The organism is Nocardia sp. NPDC058518, from assembly GCF_042719655.1.
Classification (GTDB): Bacteria; Actinomycetota; Actinomycetes; order Mycobacteriales; family Mycobacteriaceae; genus Nocardia.
Map to the genome: position 1 here is coordinate 84,562 of NZ_JBHXNJ010000018.1, position 19,554 is coordinate 104,115.

A 19,554-nucleotide genomic window follows, 5' to 3' on the forward strand; every position below is an offset into this window, starting at 1 on the left:
AGGATCTCTCCCTATGGCTCGCTCGACAACGATCACGATCAATGGCAATCACGTTCAGATCAGTGACGAACAGATCTTCCTCGCCACCCGTGACCAGACGCCGGGGACGCCGCAGACCTACGTGGCCCTTGTCAACGACGTCCTCTGGCCGCCGACTCAACTCATCCGATCGGCCACGGGAGTGCCGGCAAGCTCCGGTGAGACCACCAACTACAACTCGCACGCCGCGCTGAAAGCATTGAACGAGTTGGGCTTTGCCACGTTCGAGCGGGTGGAGTACGACGCGCGGGGAGCGGTAGTGGTGCGCGAAAGCCGCAAGCGCAGCTAGGCCTGCCTTCGCGGCATCCCACACATCGCTGCTCACTCTGCTCTCAGAGGTCTACCTCGAGGACAGGGGAGTGGGAGCGTGACGAGCAGGTGGTGAACATGCCGTCGGCGCGTTCGCCGTCGGTGAGGACATCGTCGCGATGGTCGGGGTCGCCTGCGAGCACTCGGACGACGCATTCGCCGCAGATGCCCTGCTGGCACGAGAAGGGCGCGTCGACACCGTTGTCCAAGAGGACGTCGAGGACGCTCTGGTCCTCGGCGACCCGGTATTCGGTGCCGGTGGAGGCCACTCGGACGACGAATCCGGCCGGTGCCGGTCCGGTCGGTGCGGTGAGATCGGTTCCGAATCGTTCGGTGTGCAGGGCTCGGCGCGGCCAAGCGAGCGCCTCGGCCTTGCCCAGCACGTAATCCATGAACCCGTCCGGCCCGCAGACGTAGACCGCCGTCTCCGGTTGCGGATCGCCCAGATCGCGGGCCACATCGAGCCCGGTGTGCTCGTCGTCGAAATGGAAGCTGACCCGGGGGTGCGCCGTCAGCTCGTCCAGAAAGGCGGCGCGAGAACGGCTCCGGGCGCTGTAGTGCAGTACGTAGTCGGCGCCCGCCCGGTCGAGCTCGGTCAGCATGGCGAGCAAGGGCGTGATCCCGATCCCACCCGCGACCAGCACATGACGGCGTGCCGCAGCCAGCGGAAAGTGGTTGCGCGGGGCGGAGATCCGCACCCGGTCGCCCACCGCGAGTGCGTGCATCGCCCGGGATCCGCCGCGCGAGTTCGCTACGTTCAGCACGGCCAGCCGATACCGGCCCGGCCCAGGTGTTCCGCACAGCGAGTACTGGCGGACAACCCCGGAGCCGAGCTGGACGTCGATATGGGATCCGGCGGTGTACGAAGGGAATTCGGAGCGGTCGACCGGGGCGAGGTCGAGCACCACGATGTCGGAAGCCACCACGGTGCGGGTGCGGACTTCGGCGTCGGTCCAGGTCACGATGTATCCCGGTCAGACACCGGCCGCCGGTGCCGCCGCCGCGGTCTGGTCCGCCGTGGCCCCGGCGAGGGTGAACAGACCGGCCTGGGTGTGCCGCACCGGTTCCTCGACCAGGCTCACACCCTGCGGATCGCGGCCCGCTTCCACGTCGTCGATCATGGTTCGCAGCAATCGGCGCAGTAGCACCACACCGCGATCCGTCGTCGCCAGGGTTTCCTCGGAGTGCAGCGCGACCGGACCCTGCGAGGTCATCACCTCGCCGTCACCGGGGAAGCGCTGACGTTCCTGGTCGGTCAGCTCCCAGGAGTTCTTGCCGTCCTGGGTGATGCCGAACAGGAAGCGTTGCACGCGTGCGGGATCGCTTGCGCGGATGGAGAAGAACGCGCGATGGCGGGTGTCGTCGATCGGGACAGCCCAGATCACCATGTCGGCCTTGGTGTCCGGGGTCAGCTCGACCCAGTCCGGCAGGACCGTGGCGTTGGGCAGATGCAATTCGGCGCCCCAGATCCGTTCGGTCCGTACGCCGTCGCGCTCCTTGTCCAGGAACCGGACGCTGTACTTCGCCCCGAAATCGGTGCGGTCGTAGCTGACCCGGCCCGGCAGGGTGTACGGATCGAAGAAGTCCTCGGGGAAGCCGGTGGTGCCGGTGCCGAGGAACTGGTAGCCGCTGTGCTGGGAGTGCAGCCAGTTGATGTGCACCGGGTCGATGGTGTTCTCGTAGATCAGCAGCCAGTGGAAATCCTGCTCGGCGCCGGTCACCGACAGCCCGGGAAACGGCCATTCAGCGAAGTACTGCTCGCCCTCGGCGAGATCTTCGAGGACGTCGTAGCGCGGCAGCACCGGCTTGCGGTCGGGCGGGCCCATGTAGACGAACACCAGCCCGTAGCGCTCCTCGACGGGATACCACGGCTGCCGTGCGGCATCGCGGCGCCGACCGCGATCGGGCTCGCACGCCTGCTCGAGGCATCGCCCCTGCACATCGAACTTCCAGCCGTGATAGCCGCAGCGCAGCCCATCGTCCTCGATCCGGCCGAAGAACAGACTGGCACCGCGATGCGCGCACCGTTCGAAAACCACACCCGCGCGGCCGCTTCCGTCTCGGAAGACGACCAGATCCTCGCCGAGGATGCGGGTCCGGTGCGGTGCCTCGGCGGTGAGGGTGGCCGAGGTGGCGATCGGGTGCCAGTACCGCCGCAGCGCTTCGCCCATCGGGGTGCCTGGCCCGACTTCGGTCAGACGCGCGTCGTACGACGGCGCCTTGCGGCCGTATCCGGTGCCGGTGTCCACAGTGGATTGTTCGGTCATGACGGTCTCCTCCGCATGCGAAAGACGGTGTGCTGCCCGGCTACCGGAGCGCCTGGATGATCGGGGCGAAGGCCTCCATCTCGGGTTCGAGCACGGTGTAGTAGGTCAGACCGAGGGTCTTGCGCCGTTCGCGCAGGGTGTCGGCGTTCTCCTCTGGTGTGCCGAACAGCAGCGACGGCAGCTCGGCGAGTTCGTCAGGTGTGAGGTCGAGCCGGTTCTGCCAGACATCGGTCACGCCGTCGGTCGCGCCCTTCGGCAGCACCTTGTGGATGGGAATGTTGAACTCCACCTGGTCGATCCGGTCGCCGAGCAGCCCCCGCACGTAGTCGATCCGGTCGGTGACCTCGGTGATTCCACCCAGCTTCAACCCGTCGCCGTCGCGGACCTCGGTGGTACCGGTGAAGGCGATGATGTCGGCGTGGGCGGCCGCCAGTCGCAGGACCCGTGCGCCGCGACCGGCGATCAGGATCGGCGGACCGCCGGGCTGTTCGAACCGGGCGTACTGGTCGAGCTCGGACTTCGGCTTACGGAACTCGGCGACCGTGCGCTCGAGCTGGGAAACCCGCTCGCCCGCAGCGGGAAACGGGATTCCGGCCGCGTCGAACTGCGCCCGGTCGTAGCCGGCCCCGAGCCCGAGCTCCACCCGGCCACCGGAGTATCGGTCGACGGTGGCGAGGTCACGGGCCAGCACCGTCGGGTGGTAGAAGGCGGTGTTGAAAACGAGCGTGCCGATCCGGATCCGCTCGGTCGCCTCGGCGGCAAGCAACAGGGTCGGGATCGGCGCCGGCATGCCGAGGTGGTCCGACACCGAGATGACGTCGTAGCCCAGTTCCTCGGCCGCGCGCACCTTGGCGATCCACTCCGCCCGCGTAGACGGGGTGAAGACACAGAGGCCGAAGCGGAACGGCCGGTCGTGCAGGGAAGTCATGACGCTCCTAGCGAACTCACTCGGTGCCGATGTTGTCGGCGATCTTGGCCAGGACCGCGTTCGCGGCGAGGAATTCCTCCTCGGTGATGCCACTCAGCGATTCCTCGGCGTGGGCGTTCACCAGCGCCTCGGCGCGCTCGTGCGCCCCCTCGCCCGCGGCGGTGAGCCGCAGCGCCGCATCGGCGACCTCGACCCAGCCGCGCCCGGTGAAGTCGTCGACGATCGGCTGATAGGTCCGCGCGCCGTCTGCGACCAGGAACGGCGCGAACGCCGCATCGATTTCCGCGACGCTGCCCAAACCGATCTGCAGAGCGTGCAGGACCTGCCAGTCCCGGCGGGTGAGCTTCTGCTCGTGCAGCAGCGCACCGGTGGCGATGTCGAACTGCTGGTGCAGGTGCAGCAGCCAGTACCCGATGCGCTTGGTCGTGTTCTTCTGGAGCATGACGAGCCTCTCTGTTGTCGAACGCCGGCTACTGCTGCCAACCGCGCGAGTACGGGATGACCCAGTACAGGTCGAGGGCGATCCGCGCGAACCGCCACCGGCCGCCCTCGCGGACGTACTCGTCGGTGAACTTGCCTGCCACGAACGAGCTTTCGGTGTCGAAGACGACCTTCTCCTCGAAGAACGACACTCCGGTGGCCCGATCGCCGAGGACTTCCACGTCGTGCCCGTGCAGGAACTGCTTGACCAGCACCTGCCCCGCCGGGCTGTTGTCCTCGATGAGCTGTGGCAGCCCGGCGAAGTACGCCTGAATCGCAGCCCGCCCATCGGCCTGGCCGAGATGGCGGTAGTCGAGATAGGCATCAGCACTGAATAGTTCGCCGACCTGATCCCACCTGCCCTCGTTGATGTAGCGCGGTAGGTCGTGGCGCAAGGTGTTCAGCGCACGGACGGCCTCGAGCGTCTCGAGTCGTTCGGTGAGCTGCTCGACCTGCTCGACCAGGTCAAGGACTTCTGACATCGCTGTGGCACCTCTCGTTCCGTACACGTACCGGAGTGGATTCCGGGAAACCGCGGCCACCGTGTTTCTCCGGCCGGGCTGAAATCACCTTTGCACGCGATATTCAGAGGTCACAAGATCGCGTCGGAAACCCTGCGGTTCGACCGTAGGTTTCGGCAGTCGTGCCCGCAGAGTTTCGATATCACGCAGGCGGCCGGATAAGCGTTGCGGGAACATAGGTGACAGTTCGATCGTGAAGTCGGTAGTTCACTCGGTGAATTGTTTCCGAAGTAGTCGGAACATATTGTCACCGATGTCTCCGAACAATTCGTCGACCAATTGTGGCGAACTCCCGCGCACGCAAGATCGGGCCGGACTCGGCGACGAGTCCGGCCCGATCGCCGTAGAGGTGTTCAGCCCGGTCCGTGACCCGCGGCGACCCGACCTGCGACATGGCGCACATCGCGATGCGAGATGAGCCACTCGCCCTCGTACTGCTCGAACTCGTCCTGGACCAGCCCGATGACGACCCAGTCGGCCGGTCGGCCCACGTCGGTGGCGGCGGTGCTGGAGAACCAGTGCCACACGGTCGCATAGGCTGTGAGCAGGGGTTTGTCGCCGTTCCACTCGATGGTGGCCTGCCCGATGACGTGGGCCACCAGGGAGCGTTGCGACTTGGGCACCCGGCTCATGTGCTCGGTGAACTCGTCACGACCGTGGAACAGCACCGGCGGGCCCGGCATGATCCGGTACTCGATCAGCGCGTCGGGGGTGAAGCACTCGCTGAACCGCTCGCTCTCCTGGGTGTCGGCGATCCGGAAGAATTTGTAGAACGTTCGGAAGATCGCCCGCTCCGCTTCTATCGTGGCGAGCAGATTGTCATGTACAGCGGTCACGTCGGTCCTTTCTCTGCCGGGCGACAACACATCGCGCGGCGCGTCGTTCGATTATCGACACGGTGCGAAGCTAGCACGGTGCCCGACACCGTCCGATGGTGTACCGCGCCATTCGGTGCGACGATGTATTCCGAGCGAGGTGATCCGAATTGTTGACCGGGTATTTCGAGGTGTGAAATGTTTCGTCGTGTCGCCCGCCGTGAGTCCCACGTGAATCCGGGCAGTAGACAGAGGAATTCTGGCGTGAGCAGTGTTGTTCGTTCGAAGTCGATTCGCCGTGCCGTGGTATCGGCGGCGGTGGTAACCCTGTTCACCGGTGCCTGCGGGGCCGGTGGCGAGCACGGCGGCGATGCCGGACCGCCAAGATCCGGTGGCACGCTGAGGTTCTCGGTCGCCTCCGACGCGGGCTGTGTCGATCCCCAGCAGGTCGGCAGCAGCGACACCCTGTATTCGCTGCGCGAGACGGTCGATTCGCTGACCGACCAGGACCCCGTCACCGGCAAGCCGGTGCCGTGGCTGGCGCAGAGCTGGGAGGTGAGCCCCGACGCCAGGACGTTCACCTTCCGGCTGCGGCCCGACGCAACCTTCAGCGACGGAACCCCGCTGAACGCGCAGGTGGTGAAGGCGAACTTCGACGCGATCCCCAAGCTGGGCGCACTCGCCATCCTCTCCAAGGGCTATGTCACCGGGTATGTCGGCACCGAGGTCGTCGACGAGCACACCGCCAAGATCACCTTCGAACAGCCCAACGCGCAGTTCCTGCAGGCGACCTCGACCGCCGCACTCGGCCTGATCTCGACGGCCGACACCGCGAAGACGCCCCAGCAGCGCTGCAGCGACGGTGTGCTCGGCACCGGCCCCTTCGTGCTGTCGAAATACGTTCCCAACCAGTCGATCACGATCACCAAACGGATCGGCTACGGGTGGGGCTCGCCGTTGTGGACCAAGCCGGGCGAGGCCTACCTCGACTCCATCGAATTCACCGTCATCCCCGAATCCGGGGTGCGTGCGGGCAGTGTGCAGTCCGGTCAGCTCGACGTGGCCACCGGCCTCGGCCGTGCCGACGAAGCCGGGTTGAAGGCATCGGGCATCTCCCTGCTCACACGATCGCACCCGGGCGCGGTGTTCAACCTCGGCCTGAACAATTCCCGTCCGATCCTGCGGGATCTCCAGGTGCGCAAGGCGATTCAGGCCGCGGTCGACCGGCGTCAGGTCGTGGAGGCGGTCTTCGCCAGCGGAACCGTGCCCGCCACGGGCATCCTCTCGCACACGACCCCCGGCTACACCGATCTGTCGACGGATCTCGCCCTGGATGTCGCCCGGTCCAAATCGCTGCTGGACGCGGCGGGCTGGCAGGTGGGCGGTGACGGCATCCGGCAGAAGGACGGCACGCGGCTGAGCCTGACCGTGGTGTGGTTCAACAACTCCCAGAACACCAGGGCGGCGCTGGAACTGGTCCAGCAGCAGCTCAAGGTGGTCGGCGTGGAGTTGCGGCTCCAGGAGCTCCAGGTCACCCAGTTCCCGCAGCTGATCGGTTCCGGTGACTTCGATGGACTGTGGGGCGGCGACCTGAGCCGGGCCGACCCCGACTGCCTGCGCACGCTGTACTCGACTCAGCAGGTCAATGCCTACCGGCTGCCGCCGAGCGAGCTGGACGGACTGCTCATCGCCCAGGCGGCAGAGGCCGATCCGGCCAAGCGCGCGCCGCTGGTGGAAAAGGCGCAGCAGCTGGTCGTGCGCAATGCGTATGTGATCCCGGTGGTGGAACTCGAGACTGTGCTCGCGGCGGCGCCGACCGTGCACGGCCTGACCTTCGAGTCGTCGAGCCGGACCCGGCTGCACGACACCTGGCGGAGCTGAACCGGCATGCGACGGTACGTGTTACGCCGCCTCGCCCAGGCGGCCGGAGTGCTGTGGGCGGCGTACACGGTGTCGTTCTTCGTGCTGGAATTCCTGCCGGGCGACCCGGTGTCGGCGATGGCGGGCGGCGGACTGAACTCCTCGCCGGTGGATCCGGCCGAGCTCGCCGCACTGCGGGCGCAGTACGGCTTCGACAAGCCGATCGTGGTGCAGTACCTCGACTATCTGAGCCGGGCGCTGGTCGGTGACTTCGGTGATTCGGTGGCCACAGGCCGGTCGGTGACCGGCACGATCGCCGCGGCGCTACCGCCCACCCTGCAGCTCACGGCGGCGGCGCTGGTGCTCGCCGTGCTGTTCGGCGGCGGGCTCGCCGTGGCGGCGACCTACACCTCGCGGCGCTGGCTACGGCAGGTGCTGCTGTCGCTGCCGCCGCTGGCGATCTCGATCCCGTCCTTCTGGGCGGGCCTGATGCTGGTGCAGCTGCTGTCGTTCCGGATCCGGCTGTTCCCCGCGTTCGGCAATGCCGGATTGGCCGGGTTGGTGCTGCCCGCGGTCACGCTGGCCATCCCGACCGGCGCGCTGATCGCCCAGGTACTGGCGAAGAGCCTGCTGTCCACCCTGGACGCGCCGTTCGTGCAAACCGCCCGGGCCAAGGGCGGCAGCCGGATCCGGGTCCATCTGCGGCACGCGCTGCGCAGTGCGTCGCTGCCCGCGCTCACCATCGTCGGACTGCTCGTCGGACAGCTGGTGGCCAGCGCGGTGGTGATCGAGACGGTGTTCTCGCGCAACGGACTCGGACGGGTCATGGCGGGCGCGGTGAGCGTGCAGGATATTCCGCTCGTGCAGGGCGTGGTGGTGTTCGGCGCGTTCGTCTTCGTCGTGGTGAACCTGATCGTTGACCTGATCTACCCGGTGCTCGACCCACGGATCGTGGTCGCGCACCCGAGGAGTTACGCGTGACCGACACCGTGCTGACCGAGGCGGCCGTCCTCCGAACCGTCGTCGACGAGTCCGACGACGAGCACCGCACGGGATTCGACTGGCGCAGACTGCCGCGGTTCCTGCTGTACCGGCCGGGTCTGGTGCTCTCTGTGGTCACACTCGTGCTGGTAGTGCTGGCCGCGGCGTGGCCGACGCTGTTCACCGCACGGGATCCGCTCTTCGGCGTCCCGTCGGAGATCTTCGCGCCGCCCAGCTCGCAGCACTGGTTCGGCACCGACGAACTCGGCCGCGACCTGTTCACCCGCGTCGTGCACGGCACCGCGCTGTCGTTGCAGGCGACGGTGATCGCCGTGTCTGTCGCGTTCGTCGTCGGGGGCGCGATGGGCCTGATCGCCGGGTTCGTCGGCCGCTGGGTCGACGACGTGCTGATGCGCTTCGCTGATGTGCTGCTGTCGATTCCGTCGCTGTTCCTGTCATTGGCCCTGGTGACCGCGCTCGGCTACGGCACCGTGAAGGTGGCGATCGCGGTGGGTGTCGCCAGCGTGGCGGGTTTCGCCAGGGTGATGCGGGCCGAGGTGCTGCGTTTGCGGCAAGCGGTATTCGTCGAGGCGGCGTGGTCGTCGGGAGCGCGCTGGTACACGGTGCTCGGCCGGCACGTCCTGCCGAACGCGATCGGCCCGGTGGTCGTGCTGGCCACCCTCGATCTCGGTACCGCCGTCTTGGCGGTGTCGTCGCTGAGCTTCCTCGGCTACGGCGCGGTGCCACCGGCGCCGGAGTGGGGCTCGCTCATCTCGAGTGGCAGGAACTATCTCGCCAACGCGTGGTGGATCTCGACGATGTCGGGCCTCATGGTGGCGTTCGTCGTGCTCGCGACCAACCGGATCGCGCGGGCACTCGATGGAGAGTGGGCGAATCGGCGATGACCGGGAATCTGCTGGAGGTGCGTGGCCTGTCGATCTCCTACCGCACCAGCACCGGCCGGGTGCGCGCGGTGGGGGCGGTCGATCTGGACATCGCGCCGGGCGAGATCGTCGCGCTGGTCGGTGAATCCGGCTCGGGGAAGAGCTCGACCGCGCATGCCATCACCGGGTTGCTGCCTGCCGCGGGACACATCGATGCGGGCCGGATCCAGTTCGGCCGCAGGGACCTCGCGAGGGCAGGCGACCGGGAGCTGCGCGCGATTCGTGGGGCCCAGATCGGCTTGATACCGCAAGACCCCGGTGTCTCGCTGAATCCGGTGCAGCGCATCGGCACCCAGGTCGCCGAGGTCCTGCTCATCCACGGCCTGGCGACCCGGCGATCGGCGCCCGAGGCAGTGGTGGAACTGCTAGAGCGGGCCGGGATGCCCGACCCGAAGACCCGCGCCGACCAGTATCCGCACGAACTCTCGGGTGGCATGCGCCAGCGGGCGCTCATCGCGATCGCCATCGCCGCGAACCCGGCGCTGATCATCGCCGACGAGCCGACCAGCGCACTGGATGTCACCGTCCAACGGCTCATTCTCGACCACATCACCAGCCTGACCGAAACCCTCGGCACCGCAGTCCTTCTCGTCACCCACGATCTCGGAGTCGCCGCCGACCGCGCCCACCGGATCGCGGTGATGTCGCGGGGCCGGATCGTGGAGAGCGGGCCGACCCGCGAGATACTCGGCAATCCGCGCGACCCGTACACCCAGCAGTTGTTGCGCAGCGTGCCCGGACGTGCCGGTGTCCGGGCCCGGCCGCGTCAGCCGGGCACCGAGCCGTTGCTCGCGGTCGAGAACCTGGTGAAGGAGTTCCCGCTGCCGCGCGCGAACGGCCGGGCGAAGATCGTTCGCGCCGTCGACGACGTGAGCTTCTCGCTGCATCGAGGGGAGACGCTGGCGCTGGTGGGGGAGTCGGGGTCGGGCAAGTCCACCACGGCCAGAATGATTCTGCGCCTGGTCCCGCCGACCTCCGGGCGCATCGTGTTCGACGACGACGATGTGACATCCAGCAAAGGTGCGCGATTGCGGGCGCTGCGGCGACGCGCCCAGGTGATCTACCAGAATCCGTACGAGTCGCTGGACCCGCGGTTCTCGATCCAGGACGTGATCAGCGAGCCACTGCGGGTCTACGGCGTCGGTGACCGCGCGTCGCGGGCGGCGCGGGCGCGCGAACTGCTCGACCGGGTCGCTCTCCCGGCGTCGACGCTGGGGCGCAGACCCGCGGAGCTCTCCGGTGGGCAGCGTCAGCGGGTCGCGATCGCCAGGGCGCTGGCCCTGTCGCCGGAGCTGGTGGTCTGCGACGAACCGGTCTCGGCGCTCGACGTCTCGGTGCAGGCACAGATCCTCGACCTGTTCGCCGAGCTACAGGCCGACACCGGCGTGGCCTACCTGTTCATCTCGCACGACCTGGCGGTGGTGCGCCAGATCGCCCATCGGGTCGCGGTCATGCGGCAGGGCCGCATCGTCGAGATCGACACCACCGAAAAGCTTTTCGGCGATCCCGTCCACGAGTACACCCGTCAGCTGCTGGCCGCCATTCCCGGCGCCGACCTCGTCGATGGCAGCTCAGGTGCCTGACAGCAGGCTCACCACGGGCGCCAGCTCGCGCGCCGCGTCGTCATCGAGAACGACGTAGGAGATGCCGAACTCGTCGCGGATCCGGCGCAGCTGATCGGCCGCCCGCGCGGGCGATCCGGTGAGCAGTGTCGGGGCATCATCAGGCATCGGCGGACCGATGGTGCTCGTCGGTGTACTGAAGCGCAGCGCCCGCTCGATGCCGGAAAGTCGTGCGCCCGCGGCACTTTCGAGCCAGGTGACCTGACGGGTGAGCTGGTCGCGGGAGAAGGTGCTGAACGCGACGGTGTCGGCTTGGGCCGCGGCGAGTTCGGTCGCCCGCCGTCCGCCCGCGGCGATCAGCAGCGGCACCTTCCGTGGCGGTGGGGGAACCAGGGTCGTTCCGGTGTTCGCGTAGTGGCCACCGGTCGCCTCCACCCGCTCACCGCGGAACAGCGCGTTGACGATGCCCACCGACTCGGCAAGGCGCTCGAACCGAATCCGGTCGGACTCGACCGCGATCCCGAGTTCGCCGTAGCCGATGGCGGTCTGCCCGGCGCCGAGGCCGAGCTCGAAGCGACCGCCGGACACCAGGTCCAGCGTCGCGGCCTCCCGCGCGAGGACGAACGGATTGCGGAAGTCGTTGGCCAGCACCCAGGTTCCGACCTGGAGCGTGGTCGTCGCCGCGGCGGCATAGGCGAGCGCGGTCAGTGGCGCGGGCACGGGTGCGGGCAGGTCGGGCAGCAGCAACGCGGAGATTCCGGTGTCCTCTGCCCAGCGCGCGGTCGACGTCCATGCCTTCGCGTCCGCGGGGGAAACCGTGACAAGGCCGAAGCGAAAAGGGTGGTGGCTCAAGGGTTCTCCGGTGTCCCGTAGGCGCGTAGGAAGGTGTCGACGGCAGCGGCGGCGACCGTGTGCATCTCGGCGGTGGAGACCTTGCGGGTGCCCAGCCGGGTGCGGCCCTCCATCGGGCCGGTGATCAGCACGAGGAACTGTTCGGCGGCGGTCGCCGGGTCGCTCGCGCGCAGGTGGCCCGACAGCGACAAGCGCGCCAGTCGATCCGCGAGCGCGTCGCCGAGTTGATCGGAGGTCCGGCTCACCACGACATCCATCAGGTCGGGGAACTGCGCGACCTGGCCGTAGGTGAGCCAGCGCAGCGACCGGGACTGCTCGGTACAGCAGGACCGGATCAGGCGGTATGCCACGTCTTCCAGGGTGGCGCGCAGATCCTCACCGGGGTTGCGTAACCGCTCGACCACCGCCAGATTCTCGGCAAGCACCGCGTCGCTGACGGCGGCCAGCGTGTGCCGGAACAGCGTTTCCTTGTCGTTGAGGTGGTTGTAGATGGTCGGTTTGGCGACACCGGCGACCTCGGCGATCTCCTGTACGCCCGCCTGCGCGTAACCACGGCGAGCGAAGACGACGAACGCCGCATCCAGAATCGCTTGCCGCTTGTCGATCCGTCCCCGCGAGGCCGACTGCCCGGTCGGCGTTGTTGCTGCTGCTGCCATCCATGAACCATAGCGCAATCGCCCAACAAATTGACTCGCGGGTTCATTTCTATATACCGAGTTGCGATGCCCATAGGGGGACATTAAAGTGAACCAGCAAGTTCAATCGATCTGTTCCACATCGGGAGAAATCTATGATGCAACCCTCAGGAGACAGGCTCGATCCGCTTGCGTGCCAGGGTGTTCGGCCGAGCGGAAGCCGTCCGAGCGATCGAGAGGGTCTCCAGGCCGAGCCGTGGCTGGAGATCTTGCAGGCGCCCGAGCGAAACGGGTTGACGGTGACCGAGGTGTGCCGTCGATACAACATCTCGCGCAAGAGCTACTACACCTATCTCGCGCGCTACCGGGCACACGGAGTGGCGGGATTGGCACCGCGGTCGCGACGCCCGAAAAGTTTCCCCGCCCGTACATCGGCCGATATCGAGGCCGTCGTGGTGCGAGTACGGCTGGACCGACCGCAGTGGGGAGCTCGCAGAATCCGGACGCACCTGCTGCGAGCCGGTTCCGGTCGTGTTCCGGCGGTATCGACAGTGCACGCGATTCTGCGCCGCCACGGTCTGGTCGGTCCGGGGTCGGACGACACCGCGGTACCGCCGCCGGCGAAGGAGCAATTGATGACCACACACCGGACACCCAGCCGCGCAGGGAGCTACACCTGATGACTACATCGACTTCCACGCAAGACGACGCGACCGAAGCGTTGTTCCCGCGGCGCTGGGCCGCGATGGTCGTGCTCGTCCTGGGATTCACCCTGGACCTGCTGAATGTCACGATCGTCAACGTCGGCCTACCGGCGATCCAGGCCGACCTCGGGGGGACTCCGTCACAGGTCGGCTGGATCGCCACGGCCTATCTGCTGGCCTTCGCGGCCGCCCTGATCACCGCCGCCCGGTTGGGCGACCTGTGGGGGCGCAAACGGGTGTTCCTCGTCGGCTTGGCCCTTTTCGCGCTTTCCGGGGCCTGGTCCGCGCTCGCGAACAGCCCGGGCGAACTGATCGCCAGTCGCGCCGCTCAAGGCGCGGCCGCGGCGATCCTGGCGCCACAGGTTCTCTCCAGCCTGTTCGTCCTCTTCCGCGGGCCCGAGCGGGCCACTGTCCTCGGCATTTTCGGTGTGGTCGCGGGACTCGCGCAAGCCGGGGGGCTGCTGCTGGGCGGTGTCCTCGTCACCGCCGACATCGCCGGTCTGGGCTGGCGGGCGATCTTCTGGATCAGCGTCCCGGCCGCCCTGATCCTGGTCGGACTCGGCGCGTGGCTGATCCCGGAGAGCCGCGCCGAAGGTGCGCTGCGGCCACGATGGCTCGCGGCGATCGGCCTGACCGCCGGTCTGGTGGCAATCGTGTTCCCGCTGCTGGAAGGTCGCACCTACGACTGGGCGCCCTGGATCTGGCTTCTGCTGGCCGCGGGTGTCGCCGTTGTGGCACTGGTCGCCATCGGTGAGAACCGTGACGCCGTCGGTCGCGCCGGCGCGCTGTTGCCGTTGGACCTGCTGCGTGCGCGCATCAGCAGCGTCGCACTCGTCGTTCAGCTGGTCGCGTTCGCCGCCTTCAGCGGATTCCTGCTCGTCTTCGTCCTCTGGCTCCAAGAAGGCCAGGGCTACACGGCTCTGCGCGCCGGTGTGGTGACCGTGGCGTTCTCGGTCGGCGGACTGGCGGTCGCCCCGCTGGTGGGACGACTCACCGTGCAGTTCGGCCGCTCCACTGTCATCGCGGGGACCCTTTTCGGCGCCGTTGGCACCTTGGCGGTGCTGGGAGCAGCCCTGACCGCGACCACGGACGTGAATCCGTGGCTGCTCGCGCCCGGTCTGTTCGTCGTCGGCATCGGCATCAACCTCGTCCAGCCGCCGTTGACGACCTTGTTCCTGTCGACGGTGCCGACACGATACGCGGGGTCGGCGTCAGGGATCTGGACTACCGGCCAGCAGTTCGGTGGCGCAGTGGGTGTCGCCTCGCTGAGCGCCATCTTCTTCGGCGTCGCCGCCAGCGACGACTATCGCGGCGCTCTGACGGCGTGCGCGCTGACGATCAGCGCAGCGCTGGTGGTCAGTGCGGCGCTCTGCCTTGCTCTGCCTTCCCCGGCTTCCCAGTCGGAAGGAAACGGATAGCGGGGCGAGGGTCCGTCAGCCGATCGGTTTCACGTGGTCGCCGAGAAGTTCCTCGCGACGTTCGCGGACCGTAGCGCGCAGTGCCTCGACGACCGCGGCCACTTCGGGCCGCCGCAGGGTTTCGGAGCGGATGACGAGCCAGTAGGTGAGTTGGACGCGCACCTCGTCGGGCAGGACCCGGATCAGGTCGGGGTGGCGGTCGGCCATGAAGCAGGGGAGCAGGCCGATGCCCGCGGCGGCTCGAGTGGCTTCCACGTGGACGAAGACGTTGGTGGAGGAGACGGATCGGGGCATGGCGGGGGCGAAGGCGAGGGCTAGATCGAGGTCGTCGACCTGGAGGATGGACTCGATGAAGTAGACCAGGGGATAGCGGGCGAGTTCGGCGATGGTGGTCGGGGCGCCGTGTTCGGCGAGGTAGTCGCGGGAGGCGTAGAGGCGTAGGCAGTAGTCGCCGAGCTCGATCGCCTCGGCGCGATGGACCTGCGGTTTGCCGACCACCACTTCGATGTCGAGACCGGTTCGCTGGGTGGATGCTCGCCGGGTCGTGGCGATGATGTCGACGGCGACGCCCGGATGTCTGCGCTGCACGCGCGCGGCGGACGGTGTCGCCAGGTAGGCGCTGAAACCGTCGGTGGCCGAAATCCGCACCACGCCCTCCAGCGTGCGTTCGCCCGCGCTCGAACCGAGTGACCGGACGGCCGCCTCGACGGCCTCGGCCGCGGTCAATGCCTCGCGGCCCAGGTCGGTGAGCTCCCAGCCGCCGGTGACCCGGGTCAGTACCCGCCCACCCATGGCGTGTTCGAGCGCCGCGATGCGCCGCGAGATCGTCGTGTGGTTGATGCCGAGTTCCTCGGCCGCGGTGATGTAGCGCCCTGACCGGCCCACGGCCAGCAGCACCAGCAAATCATCAGCACTCGGCCTGCGTCCCGAGGTGGAAGCGGAATGGCTCACGTGTGCAGTTTCGCAGATTGCTGCTGCGAAACTGGCCATTGTCACCGAGATGGATCTGCACGAATACTCTCCTCACGGCTTGTGGGCCGCATCACAGTTCTCTGGTGATGTGACCTGGAACATCGAAGGAGTAGTGCGATGAGCGTGCGGAACGCGATACGACCGACCGGCGACGACCCGGACGAGGCCCCCACCGGACTACGGCGGGTAGTGGCCGCCTCGATGGCGGGCACCGTCGTCGAATGGTACGAATTCTTCCTCTACGGCACCGCCGCGACCCTGGTGTTCAGCAAGGTGTTCTTCTCCAAGGACACCAGCGACCTCGACGCGATCCTGGCCGCCTTCGTCACCTACGCCGTCGGCTTCGCGGCCCGCCCGCTCGGCGGCATCGTCTTCGGCTACTTCGGCGACCGCTACGGCCGCAAGCAACTCCTGCAGGTGAGTCTGGTGCTCGTCGGGGCGGCGACCTTCCTGATGGGCTGTCTGCCGACCTTCGCCCAGATCGGTTACTGGGCACCGGCGATGCTGGTGATCCTGCGCTTCATCCAGGGCTTCGCGATCGGCGGCGAATGGGGCGGTGCGGTGCTGCTGGTCGCCGAACACAGCCCGAGCCGCAGTCGCGGCTTCTGGTCGAGCTGGCCGCAGGCCGGTGTGCCCGCGGGCAACCTGCTCGCCACGATCGTGCTGCTGGTGCTGACCTCGACCCTGTCGGACGAGGCGTTCCTGAGCTGGGGCTGGCGCGTGGCGTTCTGGCTGTCGGCGGTGGTCGTGCTCGTCGGCTACTACGTGCGCACCAAGGTCACCGACGCCCCGATCTTCGTGGCCGCGCAGCAGACGATGGATCAGGCCAAGGCTGCCTCGTTCAGCCCGTTCGAGGTGCTGCGCAAGTACCCGCGTGGTGTCTTCACCGCGATGGGTCTGCGGTTCGGCGAGAACATCATGTACTACCTGGTCGTCACGTTCTCGATCACCTATCTCAAGGTCCACGTGCATGCCGACACCAAGACCATCCTGTGGTGGCTGCTCATCGCCCATGCCGTGCACATTGTGGTGATTCCGCTGGCGGGCAGGCTCGGTGACCGCGTCGGCCGCCGCCCGGTCTACCTGGCCGGCGCCGTCGCCGCGGCCACCTGGGGCTTCTTCGCCTTCCCGATGATGGACAGCGGCAACAGCGTGATCATCCTGTCCGCCATCATCATCGGGCTGGTGTTCCACGGGTTCATGTATGCCGGTCAGCCGGCGATCATGGCCGAGATGTTCCCGACCCGGATGCGCTACTCCGGTGTGTCGCTGGGCTATCAGGTCACCTCGATCGTGGCGGGCTCGCTGGCGCCGATCATCGCGGTCAAGCTGCTCGACGAGTTCGGTTCGTCGGTGCCGATCGCCTGGTACCTGGCCTTCGCGGCGGCCGTCACGGTGATCGCGGTGGTGTGTGCGAAGGAGACCCGGGGCATCGACCTGGAATCTGTCGACCTCGCCGACGCCTCCGCCGAGAAAGGTGTTGCCGCATGACCGATCTCACGGGACGTAAGGCGCTGGTCACCGGAGGCGCGAGCGGCATCGGCGCCGCGTGCGCGCGCGAGCTGGCCGCGCGGGGCGCCGAGGTCACCGTCGCCGATATCGACGGCGTCGGCGCGAAAGCGGTCGCGCACGAGATCAGCGGGTACGCCTGGTGTGTCGATCTGCTCGATGTCGACGCGCTGGCCGAGTTGCGGCTCGAGACCGACATCCTCGTCAACAACGCGGGCGTGCAGAGCGTGAGCCCCATCGAGGATTTCGCGCCGCACCGGTTCCGCACCATGCAGACGCTGATGGTCGAGGCGCCGTTCCTGCTGATCCGCGCCGCTCTTCCGTATATGTACGCGCGGGGTTTCGGGCGGATCATGAATATCTCCTCGGTGCACGGGATCCGCGCCTCCCATTTCAAGGTCGCCTATGTGACGGCCAAGCATGGGCTGGAGGGACTGTCGAAGGTGACCGCGCTCGAAGGTGGGCCGCACGGGGTCACCAGCAACTGTGTGAGCCCCGGATATGTGCGAACTCCCTTGGTGGACAAGCAGATCGCCGAGCAGTCGGCCGCGCACGGGATCCCGGAGCAAGAGGTGCTCGAGAAGGTATTGCTCACCGAGAGCGCGATCAAGCGGTTGATCGAGCCGGAAGAGGTTGCGGCACTGGTCGGTTGGCTCGCCTCCGACGCCGCGGGCATGGTCACCGGCTCCTCCTACGTCATGGACGGAGGGTGGAGCGCCCGATGACCGCAGTGGTAGGGGCACCGCAGTGGGTGCCCGACGATCAGGACATCGCCTCTGCTCGGATCACCGACTTCGCGCGGTTCGTGGCCGAGCGGCACACTGTCGCGGTGCCTGACTACCACGCGTTGTGGCAGTGGTCGGTCGACGATCTGGACGGGTTCTGGGGTTCGCTGTGGGACTACTTCGAGCTCGGCGACCGACCCGGTCAGGTGCTGGTGTCCTCGGAAATGCCGGGGGCGCGCTGGTTTCCCGAGGTTCGGCTGAACTATGTCGACCAGGTGATCCGGCAGGCGCGTCCTGATCGGCGCGCGATCGTGTCGGTGGACGAGGACGGGTCGGTCAGCGAGCTGTCCTGGGACGACATGCTGAACCAGGTGGCGGCGTTCGCGCAGACATTGCGCGATCTCGGCGTTCGGGCTGGAGATCGCGTCGCCGGTTACCTGCCGAACATCCCCGAGGCCGTGATCGCCTTCCTGGCGACCGCGAGTATCGGGGCAGTGTGGAGTGCGTGCGGGCAGGACTACTCGGCCAGGGCGGCGCTGGACCGGCTCGGCCAGCTCGAGCCGGTGGTCCTGGTGACTTGCACCGGATACCGCTATGGAGGGAAAGCCCATAGTCGATCCGACGAGATCGCCGAGCTGCGTGCCGGTCTGCCTACGCTGGTGGCGACCGTGGTGGTGTCGGACGAGAACCTTTCCGGCACGTTGAACTGGGCGGATGTGACCGCTGGTGGCGATCGATCCACGATCTCGACGGCCCGGGTCGATTTCGATCACCCGCTGTGGGTGCTGTACTCGTCGGGCACGACCGGTCTGCCTAAGGGCATCGTCCACGGTCACGGCGGCGTGCTCCTCGAACATCTGAAAGCGATGGCGCTGCAATCGGATATCGGTCCCGACGACACGTTCCTCTGGTACACCAGCCCGAGCTGGATGATGTGGAACTTCCAGGTCGCGGGGCTGCTGGTCGGCGCGACCATCGTCTGCTATGCGGGTAGTCCGAGCAATCCGGCCCCGGATGCCTTGTGGCACATCGCTGCTCGGCTCCGTGCGACAGTGCTCGGCACCAGCCCCGGCTATGTGCTGGCCTGCGCGAAGGCGGGCGTTGTGCCACGGGACGAGCACGACCTGACGGCCTTGCGGCTGGTCGGCGTCACCGGATCGGCGCTACCCCCAGCGTCGTCGATCTGGTTGCGTGACAACATCGGTGCGCACATTCCGGTCGCTTCGATCAGCGGGGGCACCGATGTGGTCTCGGCCTTCGCGGGCGGCGCGCGAACCGTCCCGGTCCGTCCCGGTGAACTCTCTGCCCCCTACCTGGGCGTTGCCCTCGAAGCCTGGGACGAGCAGGGCAATCCGGTTCACGGCGAAGTCGGCGAACTCGTCATCACCGAGCCGATGCCCTCCATGCCCGTCGGATTCTGGAACGACCCCGACGGAACCCGCTACCGCGCAGCCTATTTCGATACCTACCCCGGCGTGTGGCGCCACGGCGACTGGATCACCCGGACCGAACACGGCAGCATCGTCGTGCACGGCCGCTCCGATTCCACCCTCAACCGCCACGGCATCCGCATGGGCAGCGCCGACATCTACCAAGCGGTGGAACAACTCCCGGAAATCGCCGACGCCCTGATCATCGGCGCGGAGCAACCGGACGGTGGCTACTGGATGCCACTGTTCATCGTTCCCGCCGAGGGCATCGCTCTCACCGACGACCTGGCCACCCGAATCCGAACAACCATCCGCACCAGAACCTCTCCGCGCCACGTCCCCGACGACATCATCGCCGCACCCGGCATCCCGCGAACCCGCACGGGCAAAAAGCTGGAAGTCCCCATCAAGAAGCTTCTCCAGGGCGCCGATCCCGCAACTGTCGTGGACCCCAGCGCCGTCGACGACCCCTCTCTACTCGCCTGGTACGCACAATTCGCCCGAACGAAGCCTCAGGACGACCAGCGCTGAACGGGTAACCGGCCGTCCGTCCACAGTCGCACAGCCTGGTCGGCGTGTTTCCGATGCAGCGCACCGTCGGAC

At 67.5% G+C, this 19,554-nt stretch carries 19 protein-coding genes; 10 read left to right on the top strand and 9 right to left on the bottom strand.

Features of this window, described 5'->3' with window-relative positions; genetic code table 11:
* Window positions 1–13 precede the first annotated feature (13 nt).
* Window positions 14–328 (top strand): hypothetical protein, encoded by a 315-nt coding sequence (locus ACFWPX_RS27035; protein WP_378930149.1) that lies wholly within the window; start codon window positions 14–16, stop codon window positions 326–328.
* A 43-nt stretch (window positions 329–371) separates the two neighbouring features.
* Here ACFWPX_RS27035 and ACFWPX_RS27040 read toward each other — a convergent pair whose 3' ends face one another.
* The 6 genes from ACFWPX_RS27040 to ACFWPX_RS27065 all read right to left on the bottom strand — a co-directional run bounded on the left by ACFWPX_RS27040 (window position 372) and on the right by ACFWPX_RS27065 (window position 5,380).
* Window positions 372–1,310: a PDR/VanB family oxidoreductase gene (locus ACFWPX_RS27040; RefSeq protein WP_378930151.1), complete on the bottom strand. Its 939-nt coding sequence runs from the start codon at window positions 1,308–1,310 to the stop codon at window positions 372–374.
* A gap of 12 nt (window positions 1,311–1,322) precedes the next feature.
* Window positions 1,323–2,615 (bottom strand): Rieske 2Fe-2S domain-containing protein, encoded by a 1,293-nt coding sequence (locus ACFWPX_RS27045; protein WP_378930153.1) that lies wholly within the window; start codon window positions 2,613–2,615, stop codon window positions 1,323–1,325.
* Window positions 2,616–2,655: 40 nt separating this feature from the next.
* On the bottom strand, window positions 2,656–3,543 hold the full coding sequence (locus tag ACFWPX_RS27050) for a TIGR03621 family F420-dependent LLM class oxidoreductase (RefSeq protein ID WP_378930155.1): 888 nt from the start codon (window positions 3,541–3,543) through the stop codon (window positions 2,656–2,658).
* Between the two features lie 16 nt (window positions 3,544–3,559).
* Window positions 3,560–3,985: a MarR family winged helix-turn-helix transcriptional regulator gene (locus tag ACFWPX_RS27055; RefSeq protein WP_378930157.1), complete on the bottom strand. Its 426-nt coding sequence runs from the start codon at window positions 3,983–3,985 to the stop codon at window positions 3,560–3,562.
* A gap of 28 nt (window positions 3,986–4,013) precedes the next feature.
* Window positions 4,014–4,505, bottom strand: a complete 492-nt coding sequence (locus ACFWPX_RS27060; protein WP_378930159.1) for a nuclear transport factor 2 family protein — start codon at window positions 4,503–4,505, stop codon at window positions 4,014–4,016.
* A 392-nt stretch (window positions 4,506–4,897) separates the two neighbouring features.
* Window positions 4,898–5,380: a nuclear transport factor 2 family protein gene (locus ACFWPX_RS27065; protein WP_378930162.1), complete on the bottom strand. Its 483-nt coding sequence runs from the start codon at window positions 5,378–5,380 to the stop codon at window positions 4,898–4,900.
* A 243-nt stretch (window positions 5,381–5,623) separates the two neighbouring features.
* Between ACFWPX_RS27065 and ACFWPX_RS27070 the strand changes: the two genes are divergently transcribed.
* The 4 genes from ACFWPX_RS27070 (at window position 5,624) to ACFWPX_RS27085 (ending at window position 10,727) form a co-directional block, all read left to right on the top strand.
* Window positions 5,624–7,240: an ABC transporter substrate-binding protein gene (locus ACFWPX_RS27070; protein WP_378930164.1), complete on the top strand. Its 1,617-nt coding sequence runs from the start codon at window positions 5,624–5,626 to the stop codon at window positions 7,238–7,240.
* A gap of 6 nt (window positions 7,241–7,246) precedes the next feature.
* Entirely contained in the window at window positions 7,247–8,200 is a 954-nt protein-coding gene (locus ACFWPX_RS27075) for an ABC transporter permease (RefSeq protein WP_378930166.1), read from the top strand.
* Window positions 8,201–8,289: 89 nt separating this feature from the next.
* A complete protein-coding gene (locus tag ACFWPX_RS27080; RefSeq protein ID WP_378930323.1) occupies window positions 8,290–9,105 on the top strand; it encodes an ABC transporter permease in 816 nt (271 codons plus the stop codon).
* Window positions 9,102–10,727, top strand: coding sequence for a dipeptide ABC transporter ATP-binding protein (locus ACFWPX_RS27085; RefSeq protein ID WP_378930168.1), 1,626 nt, complete (start codon window positions 9,102–9,104; stop codon window positions 10,725–10,727). The genes ACFWPX_RS27080 and ACFWPX_RS27085 overlap by 4 nt, the downstream gene beginning before the upstream one ends.
* On the opposite strand, the gene ACFWPX_RS27090 is transcribed toward ACFWPX_RS27085, so the two are convergent.
* Window positions 10,716–11,558 (bottom strand): LLM class flavin-dependent oxidoreductase, encoded by an 843-nt coding sequence (locus ACFWPX_RS27090; protein ID WP_378930170.1) that lies wholly within the window; start codon window positions 11,556–11,558, stop codon window positions 10,716–10,718. The two genes, ACFWPX_RS27085 and ACFWPX_RS27090, sit on opposite strands and share 12 nt — an antisense overlap.
* Window positions 11,555–12,214 carry a TetR/AcrR family transcriptional regulator gene (locus ACFWPX_RS27095; protein WP_378930172.1) on the bottom strand — a complete coding sequence of 220 codons (660 nt, stop codon included), beginning with the start codon at window positions 12,212–12,214 and terminating at the stop codon, window positions 11,555–11,557. The genes ACFWPX_RS27090 and ACFWPX_RS27095 overlap by 4 nt, the downstream gene beginning before the upstream one ends.
* A gap of 137 nt (window positions 12,215–12,351) precedes the next feature.
* Here ACFWPX_RS27095 and ACFWPX_RS27100 point away from each other — a divergent pair, with 137 nt between their 5' ends.
* Complete coding sequence (locus ACFWPX_RS27100; RefSeq protein ID WP_378930174.1) at window positions 12,352–12,873, top strand: helix-turn-helix domain-containing protein; 522 nt, start codon at window positions 12,352–12,354, stop codon at window positions 12,871–12,873.
* The gene (locus ACFWPX_RS27105; protein WP_378930176.1) at window positions 12,873–14,315 is read left to right on the top strand and encodes an MFS transporter; all 1,443 of its coding nucleotides are present in this window, start codon (window positions 12,873–12,875) and stop codon (window positions 14,313–14,315) included. The genes ACFWPX_RS27100 and ACFWPX_RS27105 overlap by 1 nt, the downstream gene beginning before the upstream one ends.
* A 15-nt stretch (window positions 14,316–14,330) precedes the next feature.
* Here the strand turns inward: ACFWPX_RS27105 and ACFWPX_RS27110 are convergent, their stop codons facing one another.
* Window positions 14,331–15,305, bottom strand: a complete 975-nt coding sequence (locus ACFWPX_RS27110) for a LysR family transcriptional regulator (RefSeq protein WP_378930178.1) — start codon at window positions 15,303–15,305, stop codon at window positions 14,331–14,333.
* A gap of 99 nt (window positions 15,306–15,404) precedes the next feature.
* Here ACFWPX_RS27110 and ACFWPX_RS27115 point away from each other — a divergent pair, with 99 nt between their 5' ends.
* The 3 genes from ACFWPX_RS27115 to ACFWPX_RS27125 are packed head-to-tail and all read left to right on the top strand — an operon-like array spanning window position 15,405 to window position 19,482.
* Window positions 15,405–16,778, top strand: coding sequence for an MFS transporter (locus ACFWPX_RS27115; protein ID WP_378930180.1), 1,374 nt, complete (start codon window positions 15,405–15,407; stop codon window positions 16,776–16,778).
* On the top strand, window positions 16,775–17,521 hold the full coding sequence (locus ACFWPX_RS27120; RefSeq protein ID WP_378930182.1) for a 3-hydroxybutyrate dehydrogenase: 747 nt from the start codon (window positions 16,775–16,777) through the stop codon (window positions 17,519–17,521). Before ACFWPX_RS27115 ends, ACFWPX_RS27120 begins: the two co-directional genes overlap by 4 nt.
* Window positions 17,518–19,482 (top strand): acetoacetate--CoA ligase, encoded by a 1,965-nt coding sequence (locus ACFWPX_RS27125; RefSeq protein WP_378930184.1) that lies wholly within the window; start codon window positions 17,518–17,520, stop codon window positions 19,480–19,482. Before ACFWPX_RS27120 ends, ACFWPX_RS27125 begins: the two co-directional genes overlap by 4 nt.
* The last annotated feature ends 72 nt before the right edge of the window (window positions 19,483–19,554 follow it).